Origin of the sequence: Piscinibacter sp. (assembly GCF_047600445.1) — a bacterium.
Classification (GTDB): Bacteria; Pseudomonadota; Gammaproteobacteria; order Burkholderiales; family Burkholderiaceae_C; genus Piscinibacter.
On record NZ_JASGKT010000002.1, the window covers coordinates 116,391 to 143,226 of the forward strand.

Annotated in this window: 33 protein-coding genes; 27 read left to right on the forward strand and 6 right to left on the reverse strand. The window is 65.6% G+C overall.

Annotated elements, in window-relative coordinates; all coding sequences use genetic code 11:
- Positions 1–8 precede the first annotated feature (8 nt).
- The 11 genes from QM792_RS04450 (at position 9) to QM792_RS04500 (ending at position 9,978) form a co-directional block, all read left to right on the forward strand.
- Positions 9–425, forward strand: coding sequence for a hypothetical protein (locus QM792_RS04450; RefSeq protein WP_415148004.1), 417 nt, complete (start codon positions 9–11; stop codon positions 423–425).
- 80 nt (positions 426–505) lie between these two features.
- Positions 506–2,668 (forward strand): RHS repeat domain-containing protein, encoded by a 2,163-nt coding sequence (locus QM792_RS04455; RefSeq protein WP_415148006.1) that lies wholly within the window; start codon positions 506–508, stop codon positions 2,666–2,668.
- Between the two features lie 18 nt (positions 2,669–2,686).
- Entirely contained in the window at positions 2,687–3,199 is a 513-nt protein-coding gene (locus QM792_RS04460; RefSeq protein ID WP_415148007.1) for a pentapeptide repeat-containing protein, read from the forward strand.
- A 553-nt stretch (positions 3,200–3,752) separates the two neighbouring features.
- Positions 3,753–3,980: a hypothetical protein gene (locus tag QM792_RS04465; protein WP_415148009.1), complete on the forward strand. Its 228-nt coding sequence runs from the start codon at positions 3,753–3,755 to the stop codon at positions 3,978–3,980.
- Positions 3,981–4,008: 28 nt separating this feature from the next.
- Positions 4,009–4,305 carry a hypothetical protein gene (locus tag QM792_RS04470; RefSeq protein ID WP_415148010.1) on the forward strand — a complete coding sequence of 99 codons (297 nt, stop codon included), beginning with the start codon at positions 4,009–4,011 and terminating at the stop codon, positions 4,303–4,305.
- 17 nt (positions 4,306–4,322) lie between these two features.
- Positions 4,323–5,663, forward strand: coding sequence for an RHS repeat-associated core domain-containing protein (locus QM792_RS04475; protein ID WP_415148012.1), 1,341 nt, complete (start codon positions 4,323–4,325; stop codon positions 5,661–5,663).
- Positions 5,660–5,992, forward strand: coding sequence for a hypothetical protein (locus tag QM792_RS04480; RefSeq protein ID WP_415148013.1), 333 nt, complete (start codon positions 5,660–5,662; stop codon positions 5,990–5,992). Before QM792_RS04475 ends, QM792_RS04480 begins: the two co-directional genes overlap by 4 nt.
- A 73-nt stretch (positions 5,993–6,065) precedes the next feature.
- A complete protein-coding gene (locus tag QM792_RS04485) occupies positions 6,066–6,521 on the forward strand; it encodes a hypothetical protein (RefSeq protein ID WP_415148015.1) in 456 nt (151 codons plus the stop codon).
- A gap of 109 nt (positions 6,522–6,630) precedes the next feature.
- Complete coding sequence (locus QM792_RS04490) at positions 6,631–8,757, forward strand: RHS repeat domain-containing protein (RefSeq protein WP_415148017.1); 2,127 nt, start codon at positions 6,631–6,633, stop codon at positions 8,755–8,757.
- Between the two features lie 3 nt (positions 8,758–8,760).
- Complete coding sequence (locus QM792_RS04495) at positions 8,761–9,000, forward strand: hypothetical protein (RefSeq protein ID WP_415148019.1); 240 nt, start codon at positions 8,761–8,763, stop codon at positions 8,998–9,000.
- 36 nt (positions 9,001–9,036) lie between these two features.
- Positions 9,037–9,978, forward strand: a complete 942-nt coding sequence (locus QM792_RS04500; protein ID WP_415148020.1) for an RHS repeat-associated core domain-containing protein — start codon at positions 9,037–9,039, stop codon at positions 9,976–9,978.
- Here QM792_RS04500 and QM792_RS04505 read toward each other — a convergent pair.
- Positions 9,932–10,963: an IS30 family transposase gene (locus tag QM792_RS04505; RefSeq protein WP_415148021.1), complete on the reverse strand. Its 1,032-nt coding sequence runs from the start codon at positions 10,961–10,963 to the stop codon at positions 9,932–9,934. The genes QM792_RS04500 and QM792_RS04505 overlap by 47 nt on opposite strands.
- A gap of 39 nt (positions 10,964–11,002) precedes the next feature.
- On the opposite strand from QM792_RS04505, the gene QM792_RS04510 reads away from it, so the two are divergent.
- The 3 genes from QM792_RS04510 to QM792_RS04520 all read left to right on the forward strand — a co-directional run bounded on the left by QM792_RS04510 (position 11,003) and on the right by QM792_RS04520 (position 12,140).
- A complete protein-coding gene (locus QM792_RS04510) occupies positions 11,003–11,206 on the forward strand; it encodes a hypothetical protein (RefSeq protein ID WP_415148022.1) in 204 nt (67 codons plus the stop codon).
- Positions 11,134–11,631, forward strand: a complete 498-nt coding sequence (locus tag QM792_RS04515) for a DUF4279 domain-containing protein (RefSeq protein WP_415151663.1) — start codon at positions 11,134–11,136, stop codon at positions 11,629–11,631. Before QM792_RS04510 ends, QM792_RS04515 begins: the two co-directional genes overlap by 73 nt.
- Before the next feature lie 236 nt (positions 11,632–11,867).
- Entirely contained in the window at positions 11,868–12,140 is a 273-nt protein-coding gene (locus QM792_RS04520; RefSeq protein ID WP_415148023.1) for a hypothetical protein, read from the forward strand.
- A gap of 458 nt (positions 12,141–12,598) precedes the next feature.
- Here the strand turns inward: QM792_RS04520 and QM792_RS04525 are convergent, their stop codons facing one another.
- A complete protein-coding gene (locus tag QM792_RS04525; RefSeq protein ID WP_415148025.1) occupies positions 12,599–12,754 on the reverse strand; it encodes a hypothetical protein in 156 nt (51 codons plus the stop codon).
- Between the two features lie 47 nt (positions 12,755–12,801).
- Between QM792_RS04525 and QM792_RS04530 the strand changes: the two genes are divergently transcribed.
- The 10 genes from QM792_RS04530 (at position 12,802) to QM792_RS04575 (ending at position 18,958) form a co-directional block, all read left to right on the forward strand.
- Positions 12,802–13,398, forward strand: coding sequence for a tyrosine-type recombinase/integrase (locus tag QM792_RS04530; RefSeq protein WP_415148026.1), 597 nt, complete (start codon positions 12,802–12,804; stop codon positions 13,396–13,398).
- Between the two features lie 10 nt (positions 13,399–13,408).
- Positions 13,409–13,648 (forward strand): hypothetical protein, encoded by a 240-nt coding sequence (locus QM792_RS04535; protein ID WP_415148027.1) that lies wholly within the window; start codon positions 13,409–13,411, stop codon positions 13,646–13,648.
- An 808-nt stretch (positions 13,649–14,456) separates the two neighbouring features.
- Positions 14,457–14,804 (forward strand): hypothetical protein, encoded by a 348-nt coding sequence (locus tag QM792_RS04540; protein WP_415148028.1) that lies wholly within the window; start codon positions 14,457–14,459, stop codon positions 14,802–14,804.
- A 136-nt stretch (positions 14,805–14,940) separates the two neighbouring features.
- Positions 14,941–16,749, forward strand: a complete 1,809-nt coding sequence (locus QM792_RS04545) for an RHS repeat-associated core domain-containing protein (RefSeq protein WP_415148030.1) — start codon at positions 14,941–14,943, stop codon at positions 16,747–16,749.
- Entirely contained in the window at positions 16,746–17,282 is a 537-nt protein-coding gene (locus tag QM792_RS04550; protein ID WP_415148031.1) for a tetratricopeptide repeat protein, read from the forward strand. Before QM792_RS04545 ends, QM792_RS04550 begins: the two co-directional genes overlap by 4 nt.
- Before the next feature lie 64 nt (positions 17,283–17,346).
- Positions 17,347–17,517, forward strand: coding sequence for a hypothetical protein (locus QM792_RS04555; protein ID WP_415148033.1), 171 nt, complete (start codon positions 17,347–17,349; stop codon positions 17,515–17,517).
- On the forward strand, positions 17,510–17,722 hold the full coding sequence (locus QM792_RS04560) for a hypothetical protein (RefSeq protein ID WP_415148034.1): 213 nt from the start codon (positions 17,510–17,512) through the stop codon (positions 17,720–17,722). Before QM792_RS04555 ends, QM792_RS04560 begins: the two co-directional genes overlap by 8 nt.
- Positions 17,723–17,753: 31 nt before the next feature.
- Entirely contained in the window at positions 17,754–18,410 is a 657-nt protein-coding gene (locus tag QM792_RS04565) for an RHS repeat-associated core domain-containing protein (RefSeq protein WP_415148035.1), read from the forward strand.
- Positions 18,407–18,598, forward strand: a complete 192-nt coding sequence (locus tag QM792_RS04570) for a hypothetical protein (RefSeq protein WP_415148037.1) — start codon at positions 18,407–18,409, stop codon at positions 18,596–18,598. The genes QM792_RS04565 and QM792_RS04570 overlap by 4 nt, the downstream gene beginning before the upstream one ends.
- Entirely contained in the window at positions 18,599–18,958 is a 360-nt protein-coding gene (locus QM792_RS04575) for an RHS repeat domain-containing protein (RefSeq protein WP_415148039.1), read from the forward strand.
- On the opposite strand, the gene QM792_RS04580 is transcribed toward QM792_RS04575, so the two are convergent.
- On the reverse strand, positions 18,940–19,809 hold the full coding sequence (locus QM792_RS04580; protein ID WP_415148040.1) for a MurR/RpiR family transcriptional regulator: 870 nt from the start codon (positions 19,807–19,809) through the stop codon (positions 18,940–18,942). The two genes, QM792_RS04575 and QM792_RS04580, sit on opposite strands and share 19 nt — an antisense overlap.
- 5 nt (positions 19,810–19,814) lie before the next feature.
- Positions 19,815–21,260 carry a glucose-6-phosphate dehydrogenase gene (gene zwf / locus QM792_RS04585; RefSeq protein ID WP_415148043.1) on the reverse strand — a complete coding sequence of 482 codons (1,446 nt, stop codon included), beginning with the start codon at positions 21,258–21,260 and terminating at the stop codon, positions 19,815–19,817.
- A gap of 123 nt (positions 21,261–21,383) precedes the next feature.
- Here zwf and tal point away from each other — a divergent pair, with 123 nt between their 5' ends.
- The 3 genes from tal to QM792_RS04600 are packed head-to-tail and all read left to right on the forward strand — an operon-like array spanning position 21,384 to position 24,540.
- Positions 21,384–22,331 (forward strand): transaldolase, encoded by a 948-nt coding sequence (gene tal / locus QM792_RS04590; protein ID WP_415148045.1) that lies wholly within the window; start codon positions 21,384–21,386, stop codon positions 22,329–22,331.
- Positions 22,331–23,926 carry a glucose-6-phosphate isomerase gene (gene pgi / locus QM792_RS04595; protein ID WP_415148046.1) on the forward strand — a complete coding sequence of 532 codons (1,596 nt, stop codon included), beginning with the start codon at positions 22,331–22,333 and terminating at the stop codon, positions 23,924–23,926. The genes tal and pgi overlap by 1 nt, the downstream gene beginning before the upstream one ends.
- Positions 23,923–24,540, forward strand: a complete 618-nt coding sequence (locus QM792_RS04600) for an HAD family hydrolase (RefSeq protein ID WP_415148048.1) — start codon at positions 23,923–23,925, stop codon at positions 24,538–24,540. Before pgi ends, QM792_RS04600 begins: the two co-directional genes overlap by 4 nt.
- A gap of 3 nt (positions 24,541–24,543) precedes the next feature.
- On the opposite strand, the gene QM792_RS04605 is transcribed toward QM792_RS04600, so the two are convergent.
- Together QM792_RS04605 and QM792_RS04610 are read right to left on the reverse strand one after the other, a co-directional pair.
- Positions 24,544–25,629, reverse strand: coding sequence for a M14 family metallopeptidase (locus QM792_RS04605; RefSeq protein ID WP_415148049.1), 1,086 nt, complete (start codon positions 25,627–25,629; stop codon positions 24,544–24,546).
- Complete coding sequence (locus QM792_RS04610) at positions 25,626–26,825, reverse strand: M20 aminoacylase family protein (RefSeq protein WP_415148051.1); 1,200 nt, start codon at positions 26,823–26,825, stop codon at positions 25,626–25,628. Before QM792_RS04610 ends, QM792_RS04605 begins: the two co-directional genes overlap by 4 nt.
- Between the last annotated feature and the right edge of the window lie 11 nt (positions 26,826–26,836).

Genomic DNA, 26,836 nt, shown 5'->3' on the forward strand with positions numbered 1-26,836 from the left:
AGTTGGGAATGAGCGAAAGTCGTTGCAGCGTTCCGGTGAGGTACTCTGATGGAACAATGGGTGTAGCCACAGTCATATGCACAGAGGAGGTGTCGAAGGACGGCGTCGAAGTGACGATGAGCTTTGATCGCAGCTTCGAACTGAAGGCAGTTTCGGAGCGAGGAATATTCGACGCAGTACGACAAATCCGTACCCAACTAGATCGAGAGCACGTTCTCTTGATGTGCTTTGCCGCTGACGAGGCGGTGTACCCATCGCCCATGCAGGAAAGCATGGGTCTCAGCAGCTTGGCCTACCGCAACCGACTCGGTCGGCAAGCTATGAACGCGGATATCGTTGATATCTTCGAAGCGGATGAGTCCATCAACCCAGTGACAGTCGATCAGCAAGCAGAGTTTCATCGTCGCTGGCTTGAGAGCTTGTAGTGCATAACCTCAAACCTCGAGCCTCGTGGTCAGGTCCTGCCATTTGCCCTGTGTGCGGATCTTCTCCCGAGTCTCGTGCCTTGACGCTTAAGCGTCGCCGGAAAGCGTGGTCGCATGGTCTGGCCGCTGCACATCGAGTTTTCAGACGCGATCTACCACCTCACATCGCGCGGGACCCAGCGCGAGCTGATGACAGCCTGAACCGCCTGAAGGACAGCACCGACGCCAAGGCCGGCAAGACGCAGTTCGGCTACAACGGCCGCGAGGATCTGACGCAGGTCACCGACCCGAGGAACCTGGTCACCCAGTACCCGCGCAACGGCCTGGGCGACACCACCAGCCTGGTCAGCCCGGACACCGGCACCGCCACCCACAGCTACGACGCAGCGGGCAACCTCAAGACCCGCACCGACAGCCGCGGCGTGCTGGCCACCTACGGCTACGACGCGCTGAACCGGCTCACCGGCGTGGTCTACAGCCAGAGCGGGCAGACCAGCCTGAACTACGCCTGGGCCTACGACCAGACCGGGGCGGGCTACTCCAACGGCGTGGGCCGCCTCACCTCGGCCACCCACCCGGCCGGCTCGAGCCAGTACACCTACGATGCCCAGGGCCGGCTGCTGACCGAGACGCAGCGCGTCAGCGCCGCCAGCGGCGCCAACGCCGCGCAGGTCAGCAGCACCCTCACCTACACCTACGACGCGGCGGGCAACCTCACCAGCCTGACCTACCCGAGCGGGCGCAAGCTGGTCATCGGCTATACCGGCGGCCAGCCTACTTCGGTGGGTCTTGCGCCGGACGGCGGCAGCACGGCCAGCGACCTCATCAACCAGATCCAGTGGGAGCCCTTCGGCGGCCCGCGCAGCTGGCTGTGGCAGATGGCCAGCGGCACGCGGCAGCACAGCTGGATCTACGACAGCTCGGGCCGCCTGGTGCGCCAGAACCTGGGCGACAGCCTGCGCGACATCAGCTACGACGCGGCCGACCGCATCACCGGCTACCAGCACTACGACGCCACCACCGGCGCGGCCCAGGCGGTGCTGGACCAGAGCTTCAGCTACGACGAGCTGGGGCGCCTGACCGGTATCACCACGGCCTCGGCCAGCTGGAGCATCGGCTACGACGCCAACGGCAACCGCACCGGCCTCACCCTCAACGGCACCACCAGCGCCTACACCACCGCCAGCACCAGCAACCGGCTGACCAGCACCACCAACCCGGCCCGAAGCTTCGGCTACGACAACGCCGGCAACACCGTCAGCGACACCTACACGGCTACCTACAACCTGGCCGGGCGCATGGCCACGCTGCTCAAGGCGGGAACCACCTCCACCTACAGCGTCGACGGCTTCGGGCGCCGGGTGCGCAAGTTCGACAGCACCGGAGCCGCCAGCACGGTGCTGTTCGTCTACGACCAGCAGGGGCAACTGCTGGGCGAGTACAACTCAAACGGCACGGCGATCCGGGAGTACGTGTGGCTGGGCAACGTGCCGCTGGCGGTCTTTACGCCGGACCCGGCCAACGCGGCTAACCCGCCGCTGGTGTACTACATCCACACCGATCACCTGGCCACGCCGCGCATCGTGCTCAACACCGCCGGCCAGCAGCGCTGGAGCTGGCTCGCCGAGCCCTTCGGAACCACCGCGCCGAACGCCAACCCGCAGAGCCTGGGCGCCTTCGCCTTCTTCCTGCGCCACCCGGGCCAGTACGCCGACTCGGAGAGCGGGCTGTTCTACAACTACTTCCGGGACTACGATGCCTCGACAGGCAGGTACGCTCAGAGTGATCCCATCGGGCTCGTGGGTGGCATCAATACCTATGCCTATGTCTCAGCAAGCCCGGCTGCGTCAGTGGACCCTCTTGGCTTGGTCGGACTCGCTCTCCCAGGATTTGCGCCCCGTCCGATCGTCTTGCCTAGGCCTATGCCCAATCAAGCGATCGATCCGACCTCCGTGGTGCCGGACGTGGGATTCATGGACCCGTTTGGCAACTGGCAGCCTGGAGACCCTGACAATGAAAGCCCTCGCTGTAAGAAGATCGCCAAGCGGATTAAGAACCTCAGAGACGACCTGGACAAGCGCTGGAAGGCGATCGCTGACAATCCTGAGACGCTCCCGATGTTTAAGCATGGTGCGCCACGAAAGGAGAGTGTTTGGGGGCACTACAAAATGATCAACGACGTCGAGAGCAGGCTACGGGCATACGAGCGCGAGTATGCGAAGGACTGCCAACCACCTTGCTGAACGGACAAAGCAGTGCAAATGCGAACAGACATTGACGAAGTCTTCGTTGATCGCCGACATGAGCGGCTTGTTGTCGGGTCGCCGGAGTTTGGCGGGCTGTCACTCAAGGGGCGGGTGGCGGTGAATGCGTACTTTGAGGGTGGGAGCTTCGAAGGCGCCGATCTGTCTCGGTGCCGCTTTGAGAACGTTGTGTTTGAAGGCTGCTGGTTGATTGATGCCGTCATGCAAGGTGCAGAGTTCATCGACGTTGAGTTCTATGACGTGCAAGCTGTAGACGTCGACTTCAGCGGGTCGTCTTTCACGAATGTGCGTTTCAGGGGTGCGAACCTTTCCGGTTGTCGCTTTGGTGATGCACGTTTCGAACGAGTCAGCTTCGAAGCAGACAACGTCGGCCACCCGACCAATCTAGCCGGCGTAGATCTGTCTCAGACAGTTGCTGTTGAGATGTCGTGTCGAGGTGTGGAAGCTGATGCATTGACTCGACTTCCGCGCAACTATCGGAATGACAAAGATGGTGCCTCTCCGCAATGACCTCTCTTGCAGCGACTTGGGTGTTTGAGTGCTGCACGGAGGTTGCTGCTCAAGCATCGCCGACTAGGAAGCCGCCCGCTGCGCGACGGAGCGTGCACCTTCGGGAAGCGGCTCATCAGCTCCTGTCGCCGATCCACTTGTTCTCCGTCGTTCGCGCGTACGTGCGTGGGAGCCCGTTAAGTTCCACGGATCCGGATGGGCTCCAGCCAATCCCAATCCCCGTGCCTCCAGTTCTACCTCCGCCAGTTGTTCCGAACCCAGATGTCCGTCCACCACTACCGAACTACACGCCAGTTCCGCGGTCAGATGTCGGCGCGCTCTGTAGAGCTGCACCGCTCATCTGTGCAGCAGCGGTTCTGCCGCAGGTCATTCCCAGAGAGAACTGCTCACCCAGCACCGACGAATGCCGGAAGAGAAAGCAGCAATGTTTTGCGGAATGTCAGTACGAGCTTGATTTCCCAGGGCGTTCTGGCCACGACAATATGCTCCGATTCCGAGCCTGCGTTCGTCGCTGCATGAATGCAGCTGGCTGTGACTACTAAGAGGTGATCACATGGACCGAGAGACGGCGACCAGTATCTCTAAGCTTGCAGATGAGCTACTTGCTAAGGCTGCGGAGTTGCTTGAGGTTGTAAATGCTTCTTGCTCGAAAGATGAGCGAGCAATGCTTCATGTTCCACTTGCGACCGTGATCGGCGAAGTTGACGTTGAGATACTTGAGCCGATCTATAAGCAGTTCCCAGACTTGCGACCATCGGATCTTGAGGCAATTCAGCAATAGTGTCCGCCGGAAGAATGTGAGCGTCGCAATGGACATTGAAATCAAAATCTCTGACTTGCGCTTGGTGATTGAGCGAATCCTCAGTCACATCGAGCACGAGCTTGGATATGCCGCTGTTAGGCTCGACCAAGACGACTACTGGGACATCGCAGACGATGAGCGGTACGACTTCACCAAGAGCCCTACGAGCCTCGGACACGGACAGCTTCGGGACGACTGGAATTTCCTGACATCCATTCTTGAGGACAAGGATCAGGCGGTCTCGCTAATGCTTGTCCATGTCGCACCGTTACTGCGTCGCATTGGTGAGCAAGTGGGTCAATGAGGCCTCGGGTTCTGCTGGTGGGCGACAGCCTGCGCGACATCAGCTACGACGCGGCCGACCGCATCACCGGCTACCAGCACTACGACGCCAGCACCGGCGCGGCCCAGGCGGCGCTGGACCAGAGCTTCGCCTACGACGAGCTGGGGCGGCTGACCGGCATCACCACGGCCTCGGCCAGTTGGAGCATCGGCTACGACGCCAACGGCAACCGCACCGGCCTCACCCTCAACGGCACCACCAGCGCCTACACCACCGCCAGCACCAGCAACCGGCTGACCGGCACCACCAACCCGGCCCGCAGCTTCGGCTACGACAACGCCGGCAACACCGTCAGCGACACCTACACCGCCAGCTACAACCTGGCCGGGCGCATGGCCACGCTGCTCAAGGCGGGTACCACCACCACCTACAGCGTCGACGGCTTCGGGCGCCGGGTGCGCAAGTTCGACAACACGGGAGCCGCCAGCACGGTGCTGTTCGTCTACGACCAGCAGGGGCAGCTGCTGGGCGAGTACAACTCGAGCGGCACGGCGATCCGGGAGTACGTGTGGCTGGGCAACGTGCCGGTGGCGGTCTTTACGCCGGACCCGGCCAACGCGGCTAACCCGCCGCTGGTTTACTACATCCACACCGACCACCTGGCCACGCCGCGCATCGTGCTCAACACCGCCGGCCAGCAGCGCTGGAGCTGGCTGGCCGAGCCCTTCGGCACCTCCGCGCCGAACGCCAACCCGCAGAGCCTGGGAACGTTCACCTTCAACCTGCGTCACCCCGGCCAGTACGCCGACGCCGAGAGCGGGCTGTTCTACAACTACTTCCGCGACTACGATGCATCAACAGGGAGGTACGCTCAAAGTGATCCCATCGGGCTCGTGGGCGACATCAATACGTATGCGTATGTGGGTGGGAATCCGGTGAGCTTCGTGGACCCCCCTGGGTTGGATGCCATCTTTGTGCACTACATTGGGTATTCCGTTGCCATTACCAACGACATATCAGCACCGCTTGGGCACGCTGGTGCGGTCGCCGTTGATCCGGTGACCGGCAAGACTCAGTACTACGACTTCGGTCGATACGGCGGTAAGTGCGGCGATGTGCGCGGCCCGTTTGACGTTGGCCGTGTCGTTTTTGACAAGGACGGCAACCCCACGAGAGCCTCCATCGAGGCTGTCCTCAAAACCGCGTCGTCTGCTTACGGCAAGAACAGCCCGACGTACTACGAGTATTCGAAGAAACCTTACCAAGATGTCATCGACTATGCAGAGCGCCGAAAGCGTGAGGCCGACACATGCGAACGACCCTATAAAGTCATCACGGACAATTGCAAGAACTTCGGACGCGAGGCGGCAGGACGATGAACTTCAAGAACTTGCTCATCGTTGTCCTGTTTCTTGTCATTGGGTGGTCTGGGTGGACTACGCTTAACCTGGCAATTGAGAATGATGGGTTGAGGCAGGTTGCCGCTGGGCACAGGCAATCCATTGAGTCGCTGCTCGGCTATGTGAGTGTGGCTACCAGGTGCGACGTGACACCTCAAGAGCTCGTCGTTGCTGTGGGTGCGACGCCCCCAGGCGACGCGGAGAAAGAGGTATCGTATCTTGCGTTCCAGGCTCGCTTCAACGACCGGGGAATTGCTGAGGTTGGTGTGGTGGATGTGAAACGGGTCACTGTATGTCAGGCGAAGTAAGCCTCCTTGATGTCTTCGCGTTGCTACATGGAGCGAGCCACATCGCTCCATGCCGTCAGAGGGCAGGCAAGTAATGAATCTTCAATCGTCTGACTTGATACTTCGTTTTGATGCGAATAGCAATGAGGTGCTATTGCTCGTACCTAAGTCACCAAATGAAGTTGGAACGCTTAAGCGATTCTTCTCGGTGCCGGTGCCCGTCAAAGTTACCGTGTCTGATTTCGCTGGCGAGATCGGGGTGGCTGTTGCATCGTTCTTACATGCGCGACACGGCGACCGCTTCAAGGTGGTCGAATCTGAACCGGAAGGCGATGTCCTTGAGGAGTCTGAAGATGTCGCATTCGATGATGTGCGACTACTGATCGACCGATTCGGCGACAACTCGACGCTCTCGGACTTGCAGACAATCGATACGCTATTGAAGCATGCGAGCGAGCGCGGAAGCGAAGAAGCGATCAGGTATCTACGGGATACATGGCCGGGACTTCGAGCGGTCTTCGTCCGCCGAATATCTCGCAGGCGACCGTGACCAGCATGCATACGCTGCCGCGTCACCGGGCACGATCGCCGATGGACGCAAGCATCACCCTCCGGGTCGCCGTGGCAAGCACCCCCGCCGGTCAGATGGTGTTTGCCGAGTGGAAGGTGGCGCTGGGCATCGCTTCGGCCCGCAGCACGACCACATTCGTGACAACACTGCCCGGCTCTGGCAGGCACGGTGTCAGGGGCAACTACAACGATGTCAACAACCTTGGCTCCAGGGTGAGAATGGAGGGCGTCATCAGCCTGGCGCCTTCAGCCTCGCCAGCACTGAGGGTCGCGAGGACCTGACGCAGCTCACCGACCCGAGGAACCTGGTCACCCAGTACCCGCGCAACGGCCTGGGCGACGCCACCAGCCTGGTCAGCCCCGACACCGGCACGGCCGCCCACACCTACGACGCTGCGGGCAACCTCAAGACCCGCACCGACAGCCGCGGCGTGCTGGCCACCTACAGCTACGACGCGCTGAACCGGCTCACCGGCGTGGTCTACAGCCAGAGCGGGCAGACCAGCCTGAACCACGCCTGGGCCTACGACCAGACCGGAGCGGGCTACTCCAACGGCGTGGGCCGCCTCACCTCGGCCACCCACCCGGCCGGCTCGAGCCAGTACACCTACGATGCCCAGGGCCGGCTGCTCACCGAGACGCAGCGCGTCAGCGCCGCCAGCGGCGCCAACGCCGCGCAGGTGAGCAGCACCGTCACCTACACCTACGACGCGGCGGGCAACCTCACCAGCCTGACCTACCCGAGCGGGCGCAAGCTGGTCATCGGCTACACCGGCGGCCAGCCCAGCGCGATCACCCTGGCGGCCACGGCCAGCGCCACCCCGGTCAACCTGATCACCAGCATCCAGTGGGAGCCCTTCGGCGGCCCGCGCAGCTGGCTGTGGCAGATGACCAGCGGCACGCGGCAGCACGGCTGGCTCTACGACAACTCGGGCCGCCTGGTGCGCCAGAACCTGGGCGACAGCCTGCGCGACATCAGCTACGACGCGGCCGACCGCATCACCGGCTACCAGCACTACGACGCCACCACCGGCGCAGCCCAGGCGGTGCTGGACCAGAGCTTCGCCTACGACGAGCTGGGGCGGCTGACCGGCATCACCACGGCCTCGGCCAGTTGGAGCATCGGCTACGACGCCAACGGCAACCGCACCGGCCTCACCCTCAACGGCACCACCAGCGCCTACACCACCGCCAGCACCAGCAACCGGCTGACCAGCATCACCAACCCGGCCCGAAGCTTCGGCTACGACAACGCCGGCAACACCGTCAGCGACACCTACTCCGCCACCTACAACCTGGCCGGGCGCTTGGCCACGCTGCTCAAGGCGGGAACCACCTCCACCTACAGCGTCGACGGCTTCGGGCGCCGGGTGCGCAAGTTCGACAGCACCGGAGCCGCCAGCACGGTGCTGTTCGTGTACGACCAGCTCGGCCAGCTGCTGGGCGAGTACAACTCAAACGGCACGGCGATCCGGGAGTACGTGTGGCTGGGCAATACCCCAGTGGCGGTCTTTACGCCGGACCCGGCCAACGCGGCTAACCCGCCGCTGGCTTACTACATCCACACCGACCACCTGGCCACGCCGCGCATCGTGCTCAACACCGCCGGCCAGCAGCGCTGGAGCTGGCTGGCCGAACCCTTCGGAACCTCCGCGCCGAACGCCAACCCGCAGAGCCTGGGAACGTTCACCTTCAACCTGCGCCACCCCGGCCAGTACGCAGACGCCGAGAGCGGGCTGTTCTACAACTACTTCCGGGACTACGATGCCTCAACAGGCAGGTACGCTCAGTCCGATCCCATCGGGCTACAGGGCGGCGTCAATACGTACAGCTATGTGACTGGGAACCCACTGAGCTACGTGGACCCGCAGGGGTTGCAGGGCATTGCTCCGACGCCAATGGGGCCGATACCTGTGCCAGTGCCGGTGCCCTCGCCGTTGAATCCTTCGCCGAGGCCGCTTGACCCGACAGACCCGTTTGGTCCGCAGTACACGCCGGTACCGTCAGCGCCGAACTGGTGGAGCCGCATCAAGCAGGCGTACAACGACTGGTGCGAGCGTGAGGAGTGCAAGGCCGATTGCGTCAAGCAGTACGAGCGAGATGCCCAGGAGTGTGGCGTCGCCAATGCGTTTTGGGGTTCACGTGGCTACCAAGCGTGCATGAAGAGAGCCGGCGAGTATCTTGGCCAGTGCATGAAGAAGTGCGATGGAAAGTGAGCAATGAAGTATCCGTATCTGAATATCTACCTGGATGATGACCAGAATCTTTGCTTCGCCAAAGTTGAACGGCCGGGAGAGAACCCGCGCTTGGTCATTGACGTGACACTCGACGAGATGAAGGTGTGTTCTCTCGCTGAGCTGCAGGAAAAGGTCGGCGGCACAGTCGTCGGGCTGTTGAAGATCTGGAACAAAGAGCTGTTCGCAGACTGGGACTCTGGCAAGACAAACAAGAAGGTATAGCGATGGTGGCTACAAGCGAACCACTTGCTCCATGCCATGCACTTGCAACCCTCACCCACCTCGTTCCTCTACAACGCTGACAACCGGCTGACCAGCACCACCAACCCGGCCCGAAGCTTCGGCTACGACAACGCCGGCAACACCGTCAGCGACACCTACACCGCCACCTACAACCTGGCCGGGCGCTTGGCCACGCTGCTCAAGGCGGGAACCACCTCCACCTACAGCGTCGACGGCTTCGGGCGCCGGGTGCGCAAGTTCGACAGCACCGGAGCCGCCAGCACGGTGCTGTTCGTCTACGACCAGCAGGGCCAGCTGCTGGGCGAGTACAACGGCTCGGGCACGGCCCTGCGGGAGTACGTCTGGCTCGGCAGCACACCCATCGCCATGTTCGTGCCCAACGGCAGCAACCCGCCGCTGGTGTACTACATCCACACCGATCACCTGGCCACGCCGCGCATCGTGCTCAACACCGCCGGCCAGCAGCGCTGGAGCTGGCTCGCCGAGCCCTTCGGAACCTCCGCGCCGAACAACAACCCGCAGAGCCTGGGCGCCTTCGCCTTCTTCCTGCGCCACCCAGGCCAGTACGCCGACTCGGAGAGCGGGCTGTTCTACAACTACTTCAGAGACTACGATGCCTCGACAGGCAAGTATGTTCAAAGTGACCCCATCGGATTGGGCGGCGGCATCAACACGTATGCCTACGTCGAGGGCAACCCTCTCAGCTACGTGGACCCATTGGGGCTGCACAAAGGCGACAAGTGGTATGGGTTCAACAATCGAGAGTTCCAGCGCTGGTTCCATAAGTGTTGGAAGCAAGCTGGAAATGCTGATGCCGACAAAGAGGAGATTGCCGAGGCGTATGCCGACTGGGTAAGTCGAGGTTCGCCCACAGGGGGGGCGGTCTCAAGTTTGAAGCGCAACACCGGGTTCAATGAATCTCGGCTGATTCTCGATGGGAGGCGGCTTGAAGCATAGCGGCGAAGACCTGCAAGGGGTTGTGCCAGTTGTGCGTAGCGCGAGGCCGGGTGTTCAGGCTATCGGCGATGGCATCGAGTTCGTCCTGGGTGTAGATCGACAGGTCGGTGCCCTTGGGCAGGTACTGGCGCAACAGGCCGTTGGTGTTCTCGCAGGTCGGACGCTGCCAGGGGCTGTGCGGGTCGCAGAAGTACACGCGCACGCCGGTGGCGGCGGCGAGTTCGGCATGACGGGCCATCTCCTTGCCCTGGTCGTAGGTCAGCGTCTGGCGCATGGGCTGGGCAACCTGGCGCAGCTTGGCGGTGAAGGCGGCGAGCGCGGACTCGGCGGTGGCATCGGGCATGCGCGCGAGCAGCACCAGCCGCGAGGAACGCTCGACGAGCACGCCCACGGCAGACTTGTTGCCAGCGCCCCGGATGAGGTCACCCTCCCAGTGGCCCGGCATCACGCGGTCATCGACCTCGGGCGGTCGCACGTGGATGCTGAGCATCTCGGGGATCTGCCCGCGCCGGTCCGTACCCCTGGAGCGCGGCATGCGCGTGCTCTTGCCCTGGCGCAGGCAGGCGATGAGCTGGCGGCGCAACTCGCCGCGCGGATGGGCGTAGATCGCCGTGTAGATGCTCTCGTGCGACACGTGGCGGCAAGGCTCGTCGGGGAACACCCGTCGCAGTGTGGCAGCGATCTGCTGCGGCGACCACCTCCAGTTCAGCATCGTGAGCACCGCGCCCCAGAGAACGCCGCGCGCATCGAGCTTGGCCGCCGGCCGTGCCGCCGTGCGCCGCTGGGCATGCAGGGCCATCGCCGTGTGGCTTGCGTAGTCGCTCGCGGCGTCGCCGTTGCGCCGGACCTCCCGGCTGATCGTCGACGCCGGCCGCGCGAGCTTGCGGGAGATCTCCCGCAAGCTCGCGCCCTGCAGCTTCATGCTCGCGATCAGCATGCGCTCCTCAGGCTGGAGTTGCCTGTACTTCGTTCGTCCTTCTTGCATGGCTGCACCTTACTCGGCGTAAGGTGTTGCACTTCAGACTTGAGGCCGCCGGGGAAGTGCGATAACACACCGCCACCACCGCCAGCCCCTGCGCCAGATGCTTGTGGCGATACCTGCAAGAAGACGGCGACGGTTGTCATTGTCGGGGGTACTTCCTATGTCATTTACCGGTGTCTGAGAATGTTGCCTTCGTTGCTGCCGCCACTGTGGCCAACCATTCCAGCGAATGTGGTGGTGCCATGACGCAGGAAAGTGGACTGGCATCTCACACCTACACGGTGGAGCTTCGATTTATGGGGCCCAAGTTGGAGCCGGCTGACATCTCTAGGCGGCTCAACTTGGTTGCAAGCGCTGAGTTGAGCCTTGCAGAAAGTCAGGCTGGAACGAGAAGGCAGCAGCAACCCTTCTGGGCCTACAACGGTCAGGGCGAAGTCGGGTTCCATCCTGAATGGAAATCCTTGGACGAGGGTCTGCAGTTCTTGCTGGGGTGTTTGCACTCTCGAAAGGCAGAAATTGCCGCGCTTGCTCTTGAGTTCCGCGCCCTTTGGTGGTGTGGTCACTTCCAAGCAAGCTTCGACGGAGGTCCGACGTTGCCCGCGGAGTTGATGACGGAAATCGGCAGCTATGGCATTCCTCTCTCTATCGACAATTACTTCTCCGAGGACTGATTCGGTGGTTCTTGCTCGGTAAGCGCTGAGTCCAGGCTGGACTACGGCCACCCGAAGGGCTCGGCCTTGACGCGGCGGCGTGCCGTTCGACGCTCGCCGTGGGCGGTGCATGCGGACGAAGTGGCATGCACCGCTGACGGCAGAGGGCGACTCGTTCCCTTCCCGGCGGGAAGGGCGGAGGGATGGGCGATGCGGCGCATCGCTACATGGAGGCGATGCCACTCGCTAAGCCCGCCATGCCGCTGCAACCCTCACCCACCTGGTACCTGTACAACGCGGGCGACTCCGAAGAGGTCCGCCTGCTCGACGACGACGGCCGCGCCGAGCCGGCGCTGAGCGGCGCGGCGCGCGTGCTCGCCGAGCTGGCCGAGGCCCTGCACGCGAACGCCCAGCCGCAGCGCTTGCGGGGGCCGACCTCGTGCAGGCGCGGTCCAAGCGCCGGGTCCGCGCCCACGCGGACGCATGAGGTTGGGGTGCAGGGAGCGCGAGCGAACGAAGCCCGCCGCTGACGAAGCGCAGCGCAGGAAGCCACCCTGGGTGACGACGAGGCGTTCAGCCTCGAAGCGAGGACCGGCACGGTGCACGCTGTTCGCCACGCGGGGTGGCTTCCTGCGCGACACGCCGACGTTCAGTCGGAGTGGCGTGCAGGCAGCGGCGCCCCTGACGGGTGACGATGGGCGTCCAGCCCAGCGAGTGTGCGTGCGGCCCCAGCCGCCGAAGAGCACACGTTCGACCGCCCGAGCCCGTGCATGCTGGCAGCGTCTGCTGCGAGCGTGCGGGGGCGACAGACGCATCGGCAGATGCGTCGCAGCGTGGCTACACGTCGCATCGAAACGATGCGAGGTGACGCCTACGGCTTCCTGAAGGCGATGGGCGGCCTGGCGGCGGCGTCTGAACCCGAGCAGCCCGAACTCGGCGCCGAGGCGCCGACGTGGGCACGCCTTTATACGGAGACGACGACGACGCGCTACGGCGAGACCGGCCAGCGCATCGAGGGCGTCGAGCTCGTGCAGGCCGGCGGCACGGCCGGCATCGTCTGCGTGCTGGAGCGCGTGGCGACACGCACGACGCGCTGGGAGCTGGTGCCCAAGGCCTCGACCGAGGGCGAGACGACGGAAGGCAAGGTAAGTGCAGCCGCGCCTGGCAAGGCTAAAACTGCGAAGGCCGGCCATGCGGCGCAGCGAGCTGGTCGAACTGCACACCGACGACGTGGACCTGCCGCGCGGCACGGTGCTCATCCGCCAAGGCAAGGGCAAGAAGGACCGCGTGGTGCCCATCGGCGAGCGGGCGGTGGCCTGGGTGCAGCGCTACCTCTACGAGGTGCGCGAGCGCTACGTCGAGCTGCCCGACGACGGGCACCTGTTCCTGGCCAAGCACGGCGAGGCGATGCAGGGCAAGCAGCTCTCGGTCATCGTCAAGCAGGCCATCGAGCGGGCCAACCTGGAGCGCTTCCAGACCACGCACCCGAACGCCGCGTGCCACCTGTTCCGCCACGCCTGTGCGACCCACATGCTGGAGGCCGGCGCGGACATCCGCTACATCCAGGCGCTGCTCGGCCACGCCGACCTGAGCACGACCGAGGTCTATACGCAGGTGAGCATCGGCAAGCTCAAGGCCGTGCACACGGCGACCCATCCGGCGCGTCTGCAGCCCCGCCAAGGCGCGAACGCCGACGCGCTGCACCCTGACCCTCAGCCCACGGCCGAAGCGCTCCTGCAGGCCCTGGCGGCTGAGGCGGCGGCCGATGCCGCCTCCCTGCAACCCTGACGTCCCGACCATGCCCCGCAAGACCAACCGCTTGACCCTGCAACTGCCGCCCGAGTTCGTCGAGCTGTGCGAGGGCGACGGCGTGACGCCCGAACAGGTGCTGCGCGGCTTCGTCGCCGACCTGGCCGGCATCATGAACTGGGCGAACAACCCACGCGCGGACGGCTACAGCAGCAACGGCAGCGACGAGCGCCGCATGGCGATGGAGTACTACGAGCGGGTCGGCTACCCCTGGTTCCATCGCGACTGACCAAGCCCTCGGCCTGGTCACGCCCGGCCTCTGCCTCTTCCTCTTAGCCGCTGGCTGCGCGGTCACGCGCAGGCTTCCCCGCGCGTGCGCGCATGAGCCCCGTGTCCGCCGTGGTAGCCGCGGCATCCTTCAGGCTTCCCCGCGCGTGCGCGCATGAGCCAGAATGCGCCTCTAGAGCAAAACGCCACAGCCCGAGGGAGGCCGTCTTCTACTTCGCCCCGCAAGCCCGCATCGCGCCTCAGCAAACCGCCCTCGGTTACGGCGGATGGGTGCCTGGGCGGAGCTACGCACAGAGTGATCCCATCGGGCTCGCGGGAGGGATCAATACGTACGCATATGCAGAAGGTCAGCCGACTGCACTGACGGATCCGCTGGGATTGGCGACTTACATGTGCAGAGCGCCGTTGCATGCGTTGACTGGTGCCCTTGGAGAAGGGCGCGCGACATGGGCGATGTCCAATGTGCCTATGGCTCATCACCGCTATTTGTGTGTGCCCGGTCAGTGCGGTGGGCAAGATCAGCGAGGCGAGAAGCGGACAGATGTCCTTTGGGGCCCTGGCAAGCCGAGTAACGACGAGTTCAATGCGGCACGTTGCGAGCAGAAGGAACCCGACAATGCCTGCATCGAGAGCTGTATTCAGCGCCGCCTGGATGGTCCTCGGCCGACCTATGGCATTCCGTTTGCGACCGACTGTCAGGAGTGGGCTGAAGAGGTGCTGAATTCTTGCCGGTATGAGTGCTCATCCAGCACACCGACTGATCGCCCATATATCGGACACCCAAGCTCGGGCCGGAGGAGCAAGCGGTGATGAGTCGAATTCTGCTTGCGGTTTGGCTGGTGTTGTGCTGCGCAGTACTCTCGCTCACGTTGTATGCCTACGAGCCGGGTCCACGCAGCGACGCTGGCGTCCTGTTTGCATGGGCAATGTTGGCTCTCACGTTCCCGAGCGGCTTGCTGGTTTCGGGAAGCATCGCGATCTTGGCCAACATCAATGATGGAACCCTGCTTGCCTTGATTAACGACGCCCCGCCATGGATTGGTTTCACGATCCTATGGCTTGCCTTTTGTGCGATCGGATACTTGCAGTGGTTCAGACTGATTCCTTGGTTCTGGCGCAAACTTCGAAGGCAGACTCCTGATCACGATGATGTTTGAGAGTACGCAAGCCGGCAATGGCGGTGGCTTAACTGTCAGTTCGCTGGTTCTTTGGTCGTTGCAAAACGACCATTGCTGGCAAGACTATTGCGGCTGCTACGTGGCAACAACGAAGACACGCCCATACAGCCGCGGCGTGCTGGCCACCTACGGCTACGACGCGCTGAACCGGCTCACCGGCGTGGTCTACAGCCAGAGCGGGCAGACCAGCCTGAACTACGCCTGGGCCTACGACCAGACCGGTGCGGGCTTCTCCAACGGCGTGGGCCGCCTCACCTCGGCCACCCACCCGGCCGGCTCGAGCCAGTACACCTACGACGCCCAGGGCCGGCTGCTCACCGAGACGCAGCGCGTCAGCGCCGCCAGCGGCGCCAACGCCGCGCAGGTGAGCAGCACCGTCACCTACACCTACGACGCGGCGGGCAACCTCACCAGCCTGACCTACCCGAGCGGGCGCAAGCTGGTCATCGGCTACACCGGCGGCCAGCCCAGCTCGCTCGCCCTGGCGCCGGATGGCAGCAGCGCCGCCACCAGCCTGCTCAGCCAGATCCAGTGGGAGCCCTTCGGCGGCCCGCGCAGCTGGCTGTGGCAGATGGCCAGCGGCACGCGGCAGCACAGCTGGATCTACGACAGCTCGGGCCGCCTGGTGCGCCAGAACCTGGGCGACAGCCTGCGCGACATCAGCTACGACGCGGCCGACCGCATCACCGGCTACCAGCACTACGACGCCACCACCGGCGCGGCCCAGGCGGCGCTGGACCAGAGCTTCAGCTACGACGAGCTGGGGCGCCTGAGCGGCATCACCACGGCCTCGGCCAGCTGGAGCATCGGCTACGACGCCAACGGCAACCGCACCGGCCTCACCCTCAACGGCACCACCAGCGCCTACACCACCGCCAGCACCAGCAACCGGCTGACCAGCACCACCAACCCGGCCCGCAGCTTCGGCTACGACAACGCCGGCAACACCGTCAGCGACACCTACACCGCCACCTACAACCTGGCCGGGCGCATGGCCACGCTGCTCAAGGCGGGAACCACCTCCACCTACAGCGTCGACGGCTTCGGGCGAAGGGTGCGCAAGTTCGACAACACAGGCCCGGCCAGCACGGTGCTGTTCGTCTACGACCAGCAGGGCCAGCTGCTGGGCGAGTACAACTCAAACGGCACGGCGATCCGGGAGTACGTGTGGCTGGGCAATACCCCAGTGGCGGTCTTTACGCCGGACCCGGCCAACGCGGCTAACCCGCCGCTGGCTTACTACATCCACACCGACCACCTGGCCACGCCGCGCATCGTGCTCAACACCGCGGGGCAGCAGCGCTGGAGCTGGCTGGCCGAGCCCTTCGGCACCACTGCGCCGAACGCCAACCCGCAGGGCCTCGGTGCCTTCGCCTTCTTCCTGCGTCACCCGGGCCAGTACGCCGACGCCGAGAGCGGGCTGTTCTACAACTACTTCCGCGACTACGATGCTTCCATGGGGAGGTATGTCCAGAGTGATCCTATCGGGCTCGCAGGCGGCATCAATACTTATGGGTATGTGGGTGACAACCCGCTGAGCTACTCGGACCCCGACGGACTTCAGCCTGTGCCGGCGATTCCGATTCCTGCACCTGCCATGTCGCTCGCACCTTGGGTTGCGCCGGCAGCGGCGGCGACTGCCGTCGGGGTTGGTAGCTATTGGTTGACTGATCGCTATGTGAACCCGTGGTTGCAGCCTTACATCAGTCGCGGTATCGACTGGTGCATGAGTGTGAGCGGCGATGCCGCCGAGTGCGAGAAGGAGTGGCGATGGGCTCGTGCCGAATGCACGGAGCTGATTCGCGGGCAGCAAGTAACCGGTAGGCGACGTGGGCGCGGAGTTACGGGCGGCTATGTGGACGTCGAGTCTTGCGCACGCGGCCTTGTCAGTGAGCGTTGTGGTGGGAACAAGGTGGAGCGATGAATCAAAATGTTTTACCCGCAAGGCGACCAACCAGTGAAACTGAACTCGAGGCGATCTCGCGTAAGGCCCATGACTTTGCGAAGAAAGGGCAGTACGAGGAAGCACTATTGATCTGTGAGTGGTTGCTCGAAGAGTCATCAACGCAAGTTGCTGGGTTGCGTCGCCGTGCGTCGGTTTTTGAGCAAAGCGGAAACCTAGAGCAAGCCATTGAGGACCTGGAGGGGATACTGACATTGGGCATTGAAGAGCCGGCAGACATGTACCAGCTCGGGCTGCTCTACTTGCAAGCCTGCCGGCACATAGAAGCCGAAATAGTCCTCAGCAAGGCAGTCCGGGTTTCATTGCACGAAGGCTTTTCCTACTACCTCAATTCCTGTCGACTTCTCCGAGCGGAAGCACTCCTGCGACAGCGGAGGGGACGCGAAGCTCTTGCCGAACTTGCAGAGGTACCAAAGGGCTTCTCAGTCTACGTCTACGGGAGCGGGAATCGCACGCAAGAGGGCATGACTGCTGAGGCTCAGGCGATGAACTGACCGAGGGGGCGGGTCAGGTCTTGCCTTTCCCATCACCAGGCTTCCGACGGGGAGTGAGTGAACAATGAGCATCAAGCGCGTCTTCTGCGTCGGTGCTGCGCTGGCCGTCCTCGGCGCGGGTGCTCAAACTCTGCCCGCCCCGCCCGCGTCGCCCGCACCGGTGACCAACTACAAGTACGACGCCAACGGCAAAGTGAGCAATGAAGTATCCGTATCTGAACATCTACTTGGATGATGACCAGAATCTTTGCTTCGCCAAAGTTGAACGGCTGGGAGAGAACCCGCGCTTGGTCATTGACGTGACACTCGACGAGATGAAGGTGTGTTCTCTCGCTGAACTGCAGGAAAAGGTCGGCGGCACGGTCGTCGGGCTGTTGAAGATCTGGAACAAAGAGCTGTTCGCAGACTGGGACTCTGGCAAGACAAACAAGAAGGTATAGCGATGGTGGCTACAAGCGAACCACTTGCTCCATGCCATGCACTTGCAACCCGCAAAGCCTGGGAACGTTCACCTTCAACCTGCGCTGCCCGGGCCAGTACGCCGACGCCGAGAGCGGGCTGTTCTACAACTACTTCCGCGACTACGATGCTTCCACAGGCAGGTACGCTCAAAGCGATCCCATCGGGCTCGCAGGCGGCATCAATACTTACGCATATGTGGGTGGGAACCCGGTGTCGTTCAAAGATCCGTCGGGGCTGGTGGCTTGGTCCGGGACAGTGGGTAGTGGAGGCATCATTGATGGCATCGAAGCTGCGCTCTTTACCTTCGATCTGACGTCGGAATGCAAGTGCGGCGTCAAGGCCCACATCAAAGGCTACGTTCCTACGCTGGCGGCGGGAGTGGGGCTGAAGTACACCGCCAACTCTTCCCCCGCGTCATTCACGGACGTACTCCCTTGCCCCAAGACAGGCATCGCGAATGGTTGGGCAGGCGCTATCTCGGCAACCTCTGCGGTTGGTGGAGGTGCGTCATGGGGAGCCATGAGGATTGGTAGCCTCTCCTCTGGTTGGCCGTCATTGAGTGGGCCTGTGTATGGCCTAGACATTTCGGCGGGTGTATTTCTCGGCCGAGGGGTAGTGACGAGTTCCGAGATCACTAAGTGCGATGACTGTGAGTTGCCAAAATGAGTACCTTCCGGCGCTTGCGATCTGCAGCCATCATCAGCGTTATCGCGCTGTTCCTAATGGCCGTCATCGACATGTTTTTGGGCATGGACTGGGCTGGAAGTCTGATGTCACCCCTGGTGGTCCTGCCAGTTTTCGTCATTGCTTACCTGACCGCGCCGTTGGTCGTCAGATACTTCGATGACAAGTGAATGCTTGTTGACTACGCTGACCACCTAGCCACTCTGCGCATCGTACTCAACACCGCTGGGCAGCAGCGCTGGCGTTGGCCGGCCGAGCCCTTTGGCACCTCCGCGCCCGACACCAACCCCCAGAGCCTTGGCGCCTTCGCCTTCAATCTGCGTTTCCCAGGCCAATACGCCGACGCCGAGAGCGGGATGTTCTACAACCACTTCCGCGATCACGATGCCTCCACCGGACGCTATGCTCAGCCAGATCCCAATCGGGCTGCAAGGCGGAAATCAATACGTACAGCTATGTGGGGAGCAACCCTGCCTCGTTTTCAAGAGCGGCTTCCAGCTTTGGGTTCGCGCTATTCCGTCCGCGCGTAGCGCTTCGCCCGCAGGTTCTTCTTGATCTCCTGCAGCGTCGCGCGCAGTTCGCCGGGCAGGCGCAGCGCGACGGCGGTGGTCAGCACGTCGATCACCGTCAGGTGCAGCAGCCGCGACACCATCGGGCTGTAGCGGTCGTAGTCCTCGGGGTGGTCGACGGCGAGCAGGATCTGCGTCGCGCCGCCCTGGCCCATCTGCGCCAGCGGCGAGCCGCTGGCGGTGATGAAGATGGCGGTGGCGCCCTTGCGGCGGGCGATCTCGGCCACGTCGAGCAGGTCGCGGCTGCGCCCGGAGTTGCTGATGATCACCGCGCAGTCGCCCGGGCCGAGCATGGTGGCGCTCATCACCTGCACGTGGCCGTCGACCACGGCCGTGGCGTGCACGCCGAGGCGGAAGAACTTGTGCTGCGCGTCCGCCGCGACGATGCCCGAGTTGCCGACGCCGTAGAACTCGATGCGCTTGCCGGCGCGGCCGGCGTCCGCCAGCGCGGCGATGGCGCGCTCGAAGGCGTGGCCGGCGGCGTCGTTGCGGTACTTGAGCAGCGCGCTGACGCTGTTGTCGATCACCTTGACGAGGATGTCGCCGGTCTTGTCGTCTTCGTCGACCGCGCGGTGCACGAAGGGCACGCCTTCGTTGACGCTGCCGGCGAGCTTGCGCTTGAAGTCGGCCAGGCCGTCGTAGCCGACGCTGCGGCAGAAGCGCACCACCGTCGGCTTGCTGACGTGGGCGCGCTCCGCGAGCTCGGCCACCGGCAGCGTCGCGAAGGCGCGCGGGTCGGCCAGCAGCAATTTGGCGACACGCTGTTCGGCCGGCGGCAGGGCAGGGATCGAAGCCTCGACACGATCGAGCATGTCGCTCACTGCTCCTCCGCCCACGCAAAACCATCGCGCGCGACGAGCGCGCTGGCCGCGGCCGGCCCCCAGGTGCCTGCCGCGTAGGGGCGCGGCGCGGCGTCGTCCTGCGCCCAGGCGGCCAGCACCGGCTCGACCCAGCGCCACGCCTGCTCCTGCTCGTCGCTGCGCACGAACAGGTTGAGCCGCCCGGCGATCGCGTCGAGCAGCAGCCGCTCGTAGGCGCCGACGCGGTTCTCGGCGAAGGCCTTGTCGAAGTCGAGGTCGAGGAACACCGGCGCCAGCGCGTCGCTGGTGCCCGCGCCCTTGGCGGCCAGCAGGTGCAGCTCCAGCCCGTCTTCCGGCTGCAGCTTGATCACCAGCCTGTTGGGCGGGTTCAGGCCCGGGAAGATGCTGTGCGGCGCGGGGCGGAAGTTGACGACGATCTGCGCGTCGCGCGCCGCCAGGCGCTTGCCGGTGCGCAGGTAGAAGGGCACGCCGGCCCAGCGCCAGTTGCGCACCTCGGTGCGCAGCGCGACGAAGGTCTCGGTGCGGCTGTCGGCCGGCACCTTGGGCTCCTCCAGGTAGCCCGGCGCGGCGGCGCCGTCGCAGTTGCCGGCGCGGTACTGGCCGCGCACCACGTCGCGCGCCACGCTCTCGGGCGTGAAGGGCTCGAGCGAGCGCAGCACCTTCAGCTTCTCGTCGCGGATCGCGTCGGCGTCGTTGCTGCTCGGCGGCTCCATCGCCACCATGGTCAGCAGTTGCAGCGCGTGGTTCTGGATCATGTCGCGCAAGGCGCCGGTGCGGTCGTAGAAGTCGCCGCGCGTGCCCACGCCCAGGCTCTCGGCCAGCGTGATCTGGATGTTGGCGATGCTCTCGCGCCGCCACAGCGGCTCGAACAGGGCGTTGCCGAAGCGCAGCGCCATCAGGTTCTGCACCGCCGGCTTGCCGAGGTAGTGGTCGATGCGCAGCGCCTGGTCCTCGCGCAGCGCGGCGCGCACCACGCGGTTGATCTCCTGCGCGCTGGCGAGGTCGTGGCCGAGCGGCTTTTCCAGCACCACGCGCACGTTCGGCCCGTTCAGCCCGACGCGGCCGAGCTGCTCGACGATCTGCGGAAACAGGTGCGGGCTGGTGGCCAGGAACAGCACCACGGTGTCGGCGTTGCGCTGCGCCAGCCACGCCTTCAGCCCGGCGTAGTGCTCGGGCAGCGAGAGGTCCATGCGGCGGTAGTGCAGCAGCGCGGCGAAGCGCGCGAACTCCTCGCCGCTCGGGCGCTTGGCGCTTTCCACCTCGATGAAGCGCTCTTCGATGAAGCGGCGGTAGTCGTCGTCGCTGCGCTCGTCGCGCGCCACCGAGAGGATGCGCCCGCCCTCGGGCAGCTTGCCGTGCCGCCAGGCCTGGAACAGCGCGGGCATCAGCTTGCGCCAGGTGAGGTCGCCGGTGCCGCCGAAGAAGACGAGGTCGAAGGACATGACGGGCCGGCGCCTGGGGCGACGTAACAAAGTTTCTTCAAAGATGATGCATGGGTTTCCTGCACCGGTCAACGCGCGGGTTCTAATACGCCTGCCGGCGCGTGCCGGACGATTCTTGCGGCCATGAACCAGCTCGACCAGCTCAAGCAATTCACCACCGTCGTCGCCGACACCGGCAATTTCAGGCAGCTTGCCGCCTTCGCGCCGCGCGACGCCACCACCAACCCCTCGCTGATCCTCAAGGCGGTGCAGCAGCCCGACTACGCGCCGCTGCTGGCCGAGACCGTGGCGGCGCACCGCGGCCAGCCGCTCGACCAGATCGTCGACAACGTGCTGGTGCGCTTCGGACGCGAGATCCTGGGCGTGGTGCCGGGGCGCGTGTCCACCGAGGTCGACGCGCGGCTGTCCTTCGACACCGCCGCGACGGTGGCGCGCGCGCGCCGCATCGTCGCGATGTACGAAGACGCCGGCATCGCGCGCGAGCGCGTGCTGATCAAGATCGCCGCCACCTGGGAGGGCATCCAGGCGGCGCGCATCCTCGAGCACGAGGGCACGCACTGCAACCTGACGCTGCTGTTCGCCTTCTGCCAGGCGGTGGCCTGCGGCGAGGCCGGCGTGCGGCTGATCTCGCCCTTCGTCGGGCGCATCCACGACTGGCACAAGAAGGCCGCCGGCGCCGCCTGGGACGAGGCGGCCAACGCCGGCGCCGCCGACCCCGGCGTGAAGTCGGTGGCGCAGATCTACACCTACTACAAGAAGTTCGGCATCGACACCGAGGTGATGGGCGCGAGCTTCCGCAACACCGGCCAGATCCTCGCGCTGGCCGGCTGCGACCTGCTGACCATCAGCCCCGAGCTGCTGGCGCAACTGCAATCCGGCAGCGCGCCGGTGGCGCGCGCGCTCGACCCGGCCGCCGCCGCCAAGGCGGCCATCCACGCGGTGACCTACAACGAAGCGAGCTTCCGCTGGGCGCTCAACGAGGACGCGATGGCGACCGAGAAGCTCGCCGAGGGCATCCGCGCCTTCGCGGCGGACGCCGTCAAGCTCGACCGCATGATCGAGGCGCTGTGATGGACGCGCCGCGCTGCGATCGCACCGAAGCCTGGGGCGCGCTGGCCGGCCACTACGAGGCGCACGGCCGCGAGCTCGACCTGCGCGAAGCCTTCGCGCGCGACCCGGGGCGCTTCGCCGCGCTGTCCTTCGAGGCGCCGGAAGTCTTCGCCGACCTGTCGAAGAACCTCGTCGACCTCGCGACGCTGAAGTTCCTCGCCGACCTGGCGCGCGAATGCCGGCTCGAGCAGCGCCGCGACGCGATGCTGCGCGGCGAGGCCATCAACCTGACCGAAGGCCGCGCGGTGCTGCACACCGCCTTGCGCGCGCCGCGCGGGCAGGGGCCGTTCAGCGACCAGGTGCACGGCGTGCTCGATGCGATGCTGGCCTGGGCCGAGACGGTGCGCGACGTCGCCGCGAGCGGCATCCGCCACGTCGTCAACATCGGCATCGGCGGCAGCGACCTGGGGCCGCAGATGGCCGTGCCGGCGCTCGACGCCTTCGTGCACCCGGGGCTGCAGTTCCACTTCGTCGCCAACGTCGACGGCCACGACATCACGCCGGTGCTGCGCCGCCTGCGCCCGGCCGAGACGCTGTTCATCGTCGCCAGCAAGACCTTCACGACGCAGGAGACCATGGCCAACGCGCAGGCGGCCAGGGCCTGGTTCCTCGCCAACGGCGGCGGCGACATTGCGAAGCACTTCGTCGCGACCACCACCAACGTGAAGGCCGCCGCCGAGTTCGGCATCACGACGACCTTCGGCTTCTGGGACTGGGTGGGCGGGCGCTACTCGCTGTGGAGCGCGATCGGGCTGCCGATCGCCATCGCGATCGGCGCCGAGCACTTCCGCGCGCTGCTGGCCGGCGCGCATGCGATGGACCGCCATTTCGCCGAAGCGCCGCTGGCGAGGAACCTGCCGGTGCTGCTCGGCCTGCTCGACGTGTGGTACCGCAACTTCCACCGCTTCACGAGCCGCAGCGTCGCGCCCTACCATCAGGGCCTGAAGCGCCTGCCGGCCTATTTGCAGCAGCTCGAGATGGAGAGCAACGGCAAGCGCGTCGACCTCGACGGCGCGAGCCTGCCCTACGCCACCAGCCCGGTGGTGTGGGGCGAGCCGGGCACCAACGGCCAGCACGCCTACTTCCAGATGCTGCACCAGGGCACCGACGTGGTCCCGGTGGAGTTCATCCTCGTCAAGCGGCCGACGCATGCGCTGGCCGAGCTGCACGCCAAGCTGCTCGCCAACGGCCTGGCGCAGAGCCAGGCGCTGATGCTGGGCAAGACCAGCGAGCAGGCTTCGAGCGAACGTGCGCCGACGGCAGCGAAGGAACTCGACGCGGCGATCATCGCGAAGCACCGCAGCTTCCCCGGCAACCGGCCGAGCACCACGCTGCTGCTGGACCAGCTCACGCCGCGCTCGCTGGGCGCGCTGATCGCGATGTACGAGCACCGCGTCTTCACCAGCGGCGCGCTGTGGGGCATCAACAGCTTCGACCAGTGGGGCGTGGAACTGGGCAAGGCGCTGTGCGGCGACCTGCTGCCGCGCCTGGCTTCGGGCGATGCGGGCGGGCTGGATGCGTCGACGGCGGGCTTGCTGGCGCGATTGCGCGCATGAATGTGGTGTTCGATTTCGGCGGCGTGCTGTTCGACTGGCACCCGCTGGCGCTGCTGGCGCGCCTGCTGCCGCGCCACGTCGGCGACGAGGCCTCGGCGCAGCGCTGGGTCGAGGAGATCTTCCAGGGTTATCGCGGCGACTGGAGCGACTTCGATCGCGGCCGCGTCGAGCCCGTCGCGCTGGCCGAGCGCATCGCCGCGCGCACCGGCCTGGCGGTGGACGAGGCGCGCCGCGTCATCGAGGCGGTGCCCGCCGCGCTGAGGCCGATCCCCGGCAGCGTGGCGCTGCTGCGCGAACTGCACGCGGCCGGCCGGCCGCTGTACTACCTCTCCAACATGCCCGAGCCCTATGCGCGGCACCTGGAGGCGGCGCACGACTTCGTCGCGCTGTTCCGGGGTGGCGTGTTCTCGTCGCGCGTCGGGCTGTGCAAGCCCGAGGCGGCGATCTTCGAGCACTGCGCCCGCGCGCTGGCGCTCGACCCGGCGCGCACGCTCTTCATCGACGACGTGGCGCGCAACGTCGAAGCCGCGCGCGACGCCGGCTGGCGGGCGATCCGCTTCGCCGATGCCGAGCAGTGCGCGCGCGAGCTGCGCGCGCTCGGGCTGCTGCGCTGAGGCTCAGCGCGCCGCGAGGCCGGCCACCGCCTGCCGTGCCGCGTCGAAGGCCTGCGCCAGCACGGCCTGCTTCCAGGCGTCGGTGTCGGTGTAGAAGGCCGTCAGCATCTGCCGCTTGATCGCCTCGCGCTGCGTGGCGCCGGCCTCGGGGTGGTTCTCCAGCCACTGGTCGGCGCGCAGCGCGTCCAGCACGGCCATCACCGGCACGGTGCCGTATTCGAGCGCGATGCCGGTGTACTCGGCCTGCGGGCATTCGTCGTGGGCCGCCGTCCACATCAGGCCGGTCAGCGGGGCCGAGGACGAGCTGCCGTCGTGGATCGAGGTGATGTTCCCGCCCCACCAGGCGCGTGCGCGGGCGGTGGCCGCGGCGTCGTCGCGCCCGGCGAAGATGCGTTCGCCGACGCCGCTCGGGCCCAGGCCGGTGTGCAGGTCGATCCAGGCCAGCCGCGCGCAGCGCCGCCCGTGTTCCCGCAGCACGTGGCGCAGCGTCACCTGGCTCCAGGTCGGGTTGCGGCCGCCGTAGAAGAGGCCTTCGGGGTGCTCGTGCTGGCCGCTGGTCACGGCCTGCTGGAAGGCGCCCAGGCCGTGCGCGGCCAGGTGGCGCTGCAGGGCCGCGGCCACCTCGGGCGAGGGCGGCCAGGTCGGTGGCACCAGCAGCGCGGCGATCTCGTCGTAGCCCGGGTTGGCCGGCAGCGGCCGCGTGAAGTCGTGGAAGTTGCGGTTGAGGTCGACGTTCTCCTGCGTGACGCGGCGCCACCACGAGAAGCCGTGGGGGTTGAGCGCGTGGACGTACAGCACCGCGACGCCGCTGTCGCGCAGCAGCGCGTGCCACGACGCATCGCCGAGCAGCGCATGCTGCACGCCCGAGCCGCAGAAGCCCTCGATGCCGTGGCAGCCGCTGCTGACGATCAGCAGCGCGCCCGCGTCCTTGGCGCCTTCGCGCGCCACGTCCATCGCCAGCGTCTCGCCGTCGCGGCCGAGCAGCGGGTGCACGTGGCTTTCGACGTCGAGCCCGGCGCTTTCCGCCGCCGCGAGGAAGCGCGCACGCGCCTGCGCGTAGCCGTGCGAGAAGTGCGCGGCGGCGTTCACCGGCCCCGTGGCCGGGCCAGCCAGGCCTCGGCCATGCGCACCCACATCGTCGCGCCCAGCGGGATCAGCTCGTCGTTGAAGTCGTAGCTCGGGTTGTGCAGGTTGCAGGGCCCCAGGCCGTGGCCGCCGTCGCGGTGGCTGCCGTCGCCGTTGCCGATCAGGAAGTAGCAGCCGGGTTTTTCGAGCAGGTAGTAGCTGAAGTCCTCGGCGCCCATGGTCGGCTCGAACTCCAGCACGTTCGCCGCGCCGACCAGTTCGGCCAGCACGCCGCGCGCGAAGGCGGTCTCGGCGTCGTGGTTGATGGTCGGCGGGTAGTTGCGGTGGAACTCGAACTCGCACTGCGCGCCGAAGGCGGCGCAGGTGTGCTCGGCGATCGTCTTCATGCGCGCTTCGATCAGGTCGAGCACGTCGATCGTGAAGGTGCGCACCGTGCCCTGGATCTCGCAGGACTCGGGCACCACGTTGGTGGCCTCGCCGGTGTGGATCATCGTCACCGAGATCACGCCGGCGTCGATGGGCCGCTTGTTGCGCGTGATGATGGTCTGGAAGGCCTGCACCATCTGGCAGGCGATGGGCACCGGGTCGATGCCGTTGTGCGGCAGCGCGGCGTGCGCACCCTTGCCGCGCACGACGATGCGGAACTCGTTGCTCGACGCGAAGCACGGCCCGGTCTTGAGCGCGAACTGCCCGGCCGCCATGCCCGGCCAGTTGTGCGCGCCGAACACCGCTTCCATCGGGAACTTCTCGAACAGGCCGTCGCGCATCATCTCGCGCGCGCCGCCGCCGCCTTCCTCGGCGGGCTGGAAGATCAGGTAGACCGTGCCGTCGTAATGGCGGTGCTTCGCCAGGTGCTTGGCCGCGCCGAGCAGCATCGCGGTGTGGCCGTCGTGGCCGCAGGCGTGCATCTTGCCGGGGTGCCTGCTGGCGTGCGCGAAGCGGTTGTGCTCGGTCATCGGCAGCGCGTCGATGTCGGCGCGCAGGCCGACGGCGCGTTCGCTGCTGCCGTTCTTCAGGATCGCCACCACGCCGGTCTTGCCCAGGCCGCGGTGGATGGGAATGCCCCAGTCGGTGAGCTGCCGCGCAATCACGTCGGCGGTGCGCACCTCCTCGAAGCAGAGTTCCGGGTGGGCGTGGATGTCGCGCCGCAGCGCCGCGATGCTCGCGGCGTCGGCGAGGATGGATTCGATCAGCTTCATCATGCACTCCG

Bases quoted from the DNA above. Each gene is read 5' to 3' on its own strand.
- QM792_RS04575 (WP_415148039.1), top strand. From the start codon at position 18,599: ATGCTTGTTGACTACGCTGACCACCTAGCCACTCTGCGCATCGTACTC.
- QM792_RS04505 (WP_415148021.1), bottom strand. From the start codon at position 10,963: ATGCAAGAAGGACGAACGAAGTACAGGCAACTCCAGCCTGAGGAGCGC.
- QM792_RS04565 (WP_415148035.1), top strand. From the start codon at position 17,754: ATGCCATGCACTTGCAACCCGCAAAGCCTGGGAACGTTCACCTTCAAC.
- QM792_RS04495 (WP_415148019.1), top strand. From the start codon at position 8,761: ATGAAGTATCCGTATCTGAATATCTACCTGGATGATGACCAGAATCTT.
- QM792_RS04485 (WP_415148015.1), top strand. From the start codon at position 6,066: ATGAATCTTCAATCGTCTGACTTGATACTTCGTTTTGATGCGAATAGC.
- pgi (WP_415148046.1), top strand. From the start codon at position 22,331: ATGGACGCGCCGCGCTGCGATCGCACCGAAGCCTGGGGCGCGCTGGCC.
- QM792_RS04500 (WP_415148020.1), top strand. From the start codon at position 9,037: ATGCACTTGCAACCCTCACCCACCTCGTTCCTCTACAACGCTGACAAC.
- QM792_RS04580 (WP_415148040.1), bottom strand. From the start codon at position 19,809: ATGCTCGATCGTGTCGAGGCTTCGATCCCTGCCCTGCCGCCGGCCGAA.
- QM792_RS04550 (WP_415148031.1), top strand. From the start codon at position 16,746: ATGAATCAAAATGTTTTACCCGCAAGGCGACCAACCAGTGAAACTGAA.
- zwf (WP_415148043.1), bottom strand. From the start codon at position 21,260: ATGTCCTTCGACCTCGTCTTCTTCGGCGGCACCGGCGACCTCACCTGG.
- QM792_RS04530 (WP_415148026.1), top strand. From the start codon at position 12,802: ATGCGGCGCAGCGAGCTGGTCGAACTGCACACCGACGACGTGGACCTG.
- tal (WP_415148045.1), top strand. From the start codon at position 21,384: ATGAACCAGCTCGACCAGCTCAAGCAATTCACCACCGTCGTCGCCGAC.
- QM792_RS04460 (WP_415148007.1), top strand. From the start codon at position 2,687: ATGCGAACAGACATTGACGAAGTCTTCGTTGATCGCCGACATGAGCGG.
- QM792_RS04465 (WP_415148009.1), top strand. From the start codon at position 3,753: ATGGACCGAGAGACGGCGACCAGTATCTCTAAGCTTGCAGATGAGCTA.
- QM792_RS04610 (WP_415148051.1), bottom strand. From the start codon at position 26,825: ATGAAGCTGATCGAATCCATCCTCGCCGACGCCGCGAGCATCGCGGCG.
- QM792_RS04480 (WP_415148013.1), top strand. From the start codon at position 5,660: ATGAACTTCAAGAACTTGCTCATCGTTGTCCTGTTTCTTGTCATTGGG.
- QM792_RS04470 (WP_415148010.1), top strand. From the start codon at position 4,009: ATGGACATTGAAATCAAAATCTCTGACTTGCGCTTGGTGATTGAGCGA.
- QM792_RS04450 (WP_415148004.1), top strand. From the start codon at position 9: ATGAGCGAAAGTCGTTGCAGCGTTCCGGTGAGGTACTCTGATGGAACA.
- QM792_RS04520 (WP_415148023.1), top strand. From the start codon at position 11,868: ATGCCGCTGCAACCCTCACCCACCTGGTACCTGTACAACGCGGGCGAC.
- QM792_RS04600 (WP_415148048.1), top strand. From the start codon at position 23,923: ATGAATGTGGTGTTCGATTTCGGCGGCGTGCTGTTCGACTGGCACCCG.
- QM792_RS04570 (WP_415148037.1), top strand. From the start codon at position 18,407: ATGAGTACCTTCCGGCGCTTGCGATCTGCAGCCATCATCAGCGTTATC.
- QM792_RS04555 (WP_415148033.1), top strand. From the start codon at position 17,347: ATGAGCATCAAGCGCGTCTTCTGCGTCGGTGCTGCGCTGGCCGTCCTC.
- QM792_RS04540 (WP_415148028.1), top strand. From the start codon at position 14,457: ATGAGTCGAATTCTGCTTGCGGTTTGGCTGGTGTTGTGCTGCGCAGTA.
- QM792_RS04535 (WP_415148027.1), top strand. From the start codon at position 13,409: ATGCCCCGCAAGACCAACCGCTTGACCCTGCAACTGCCGCCCGAGTTC.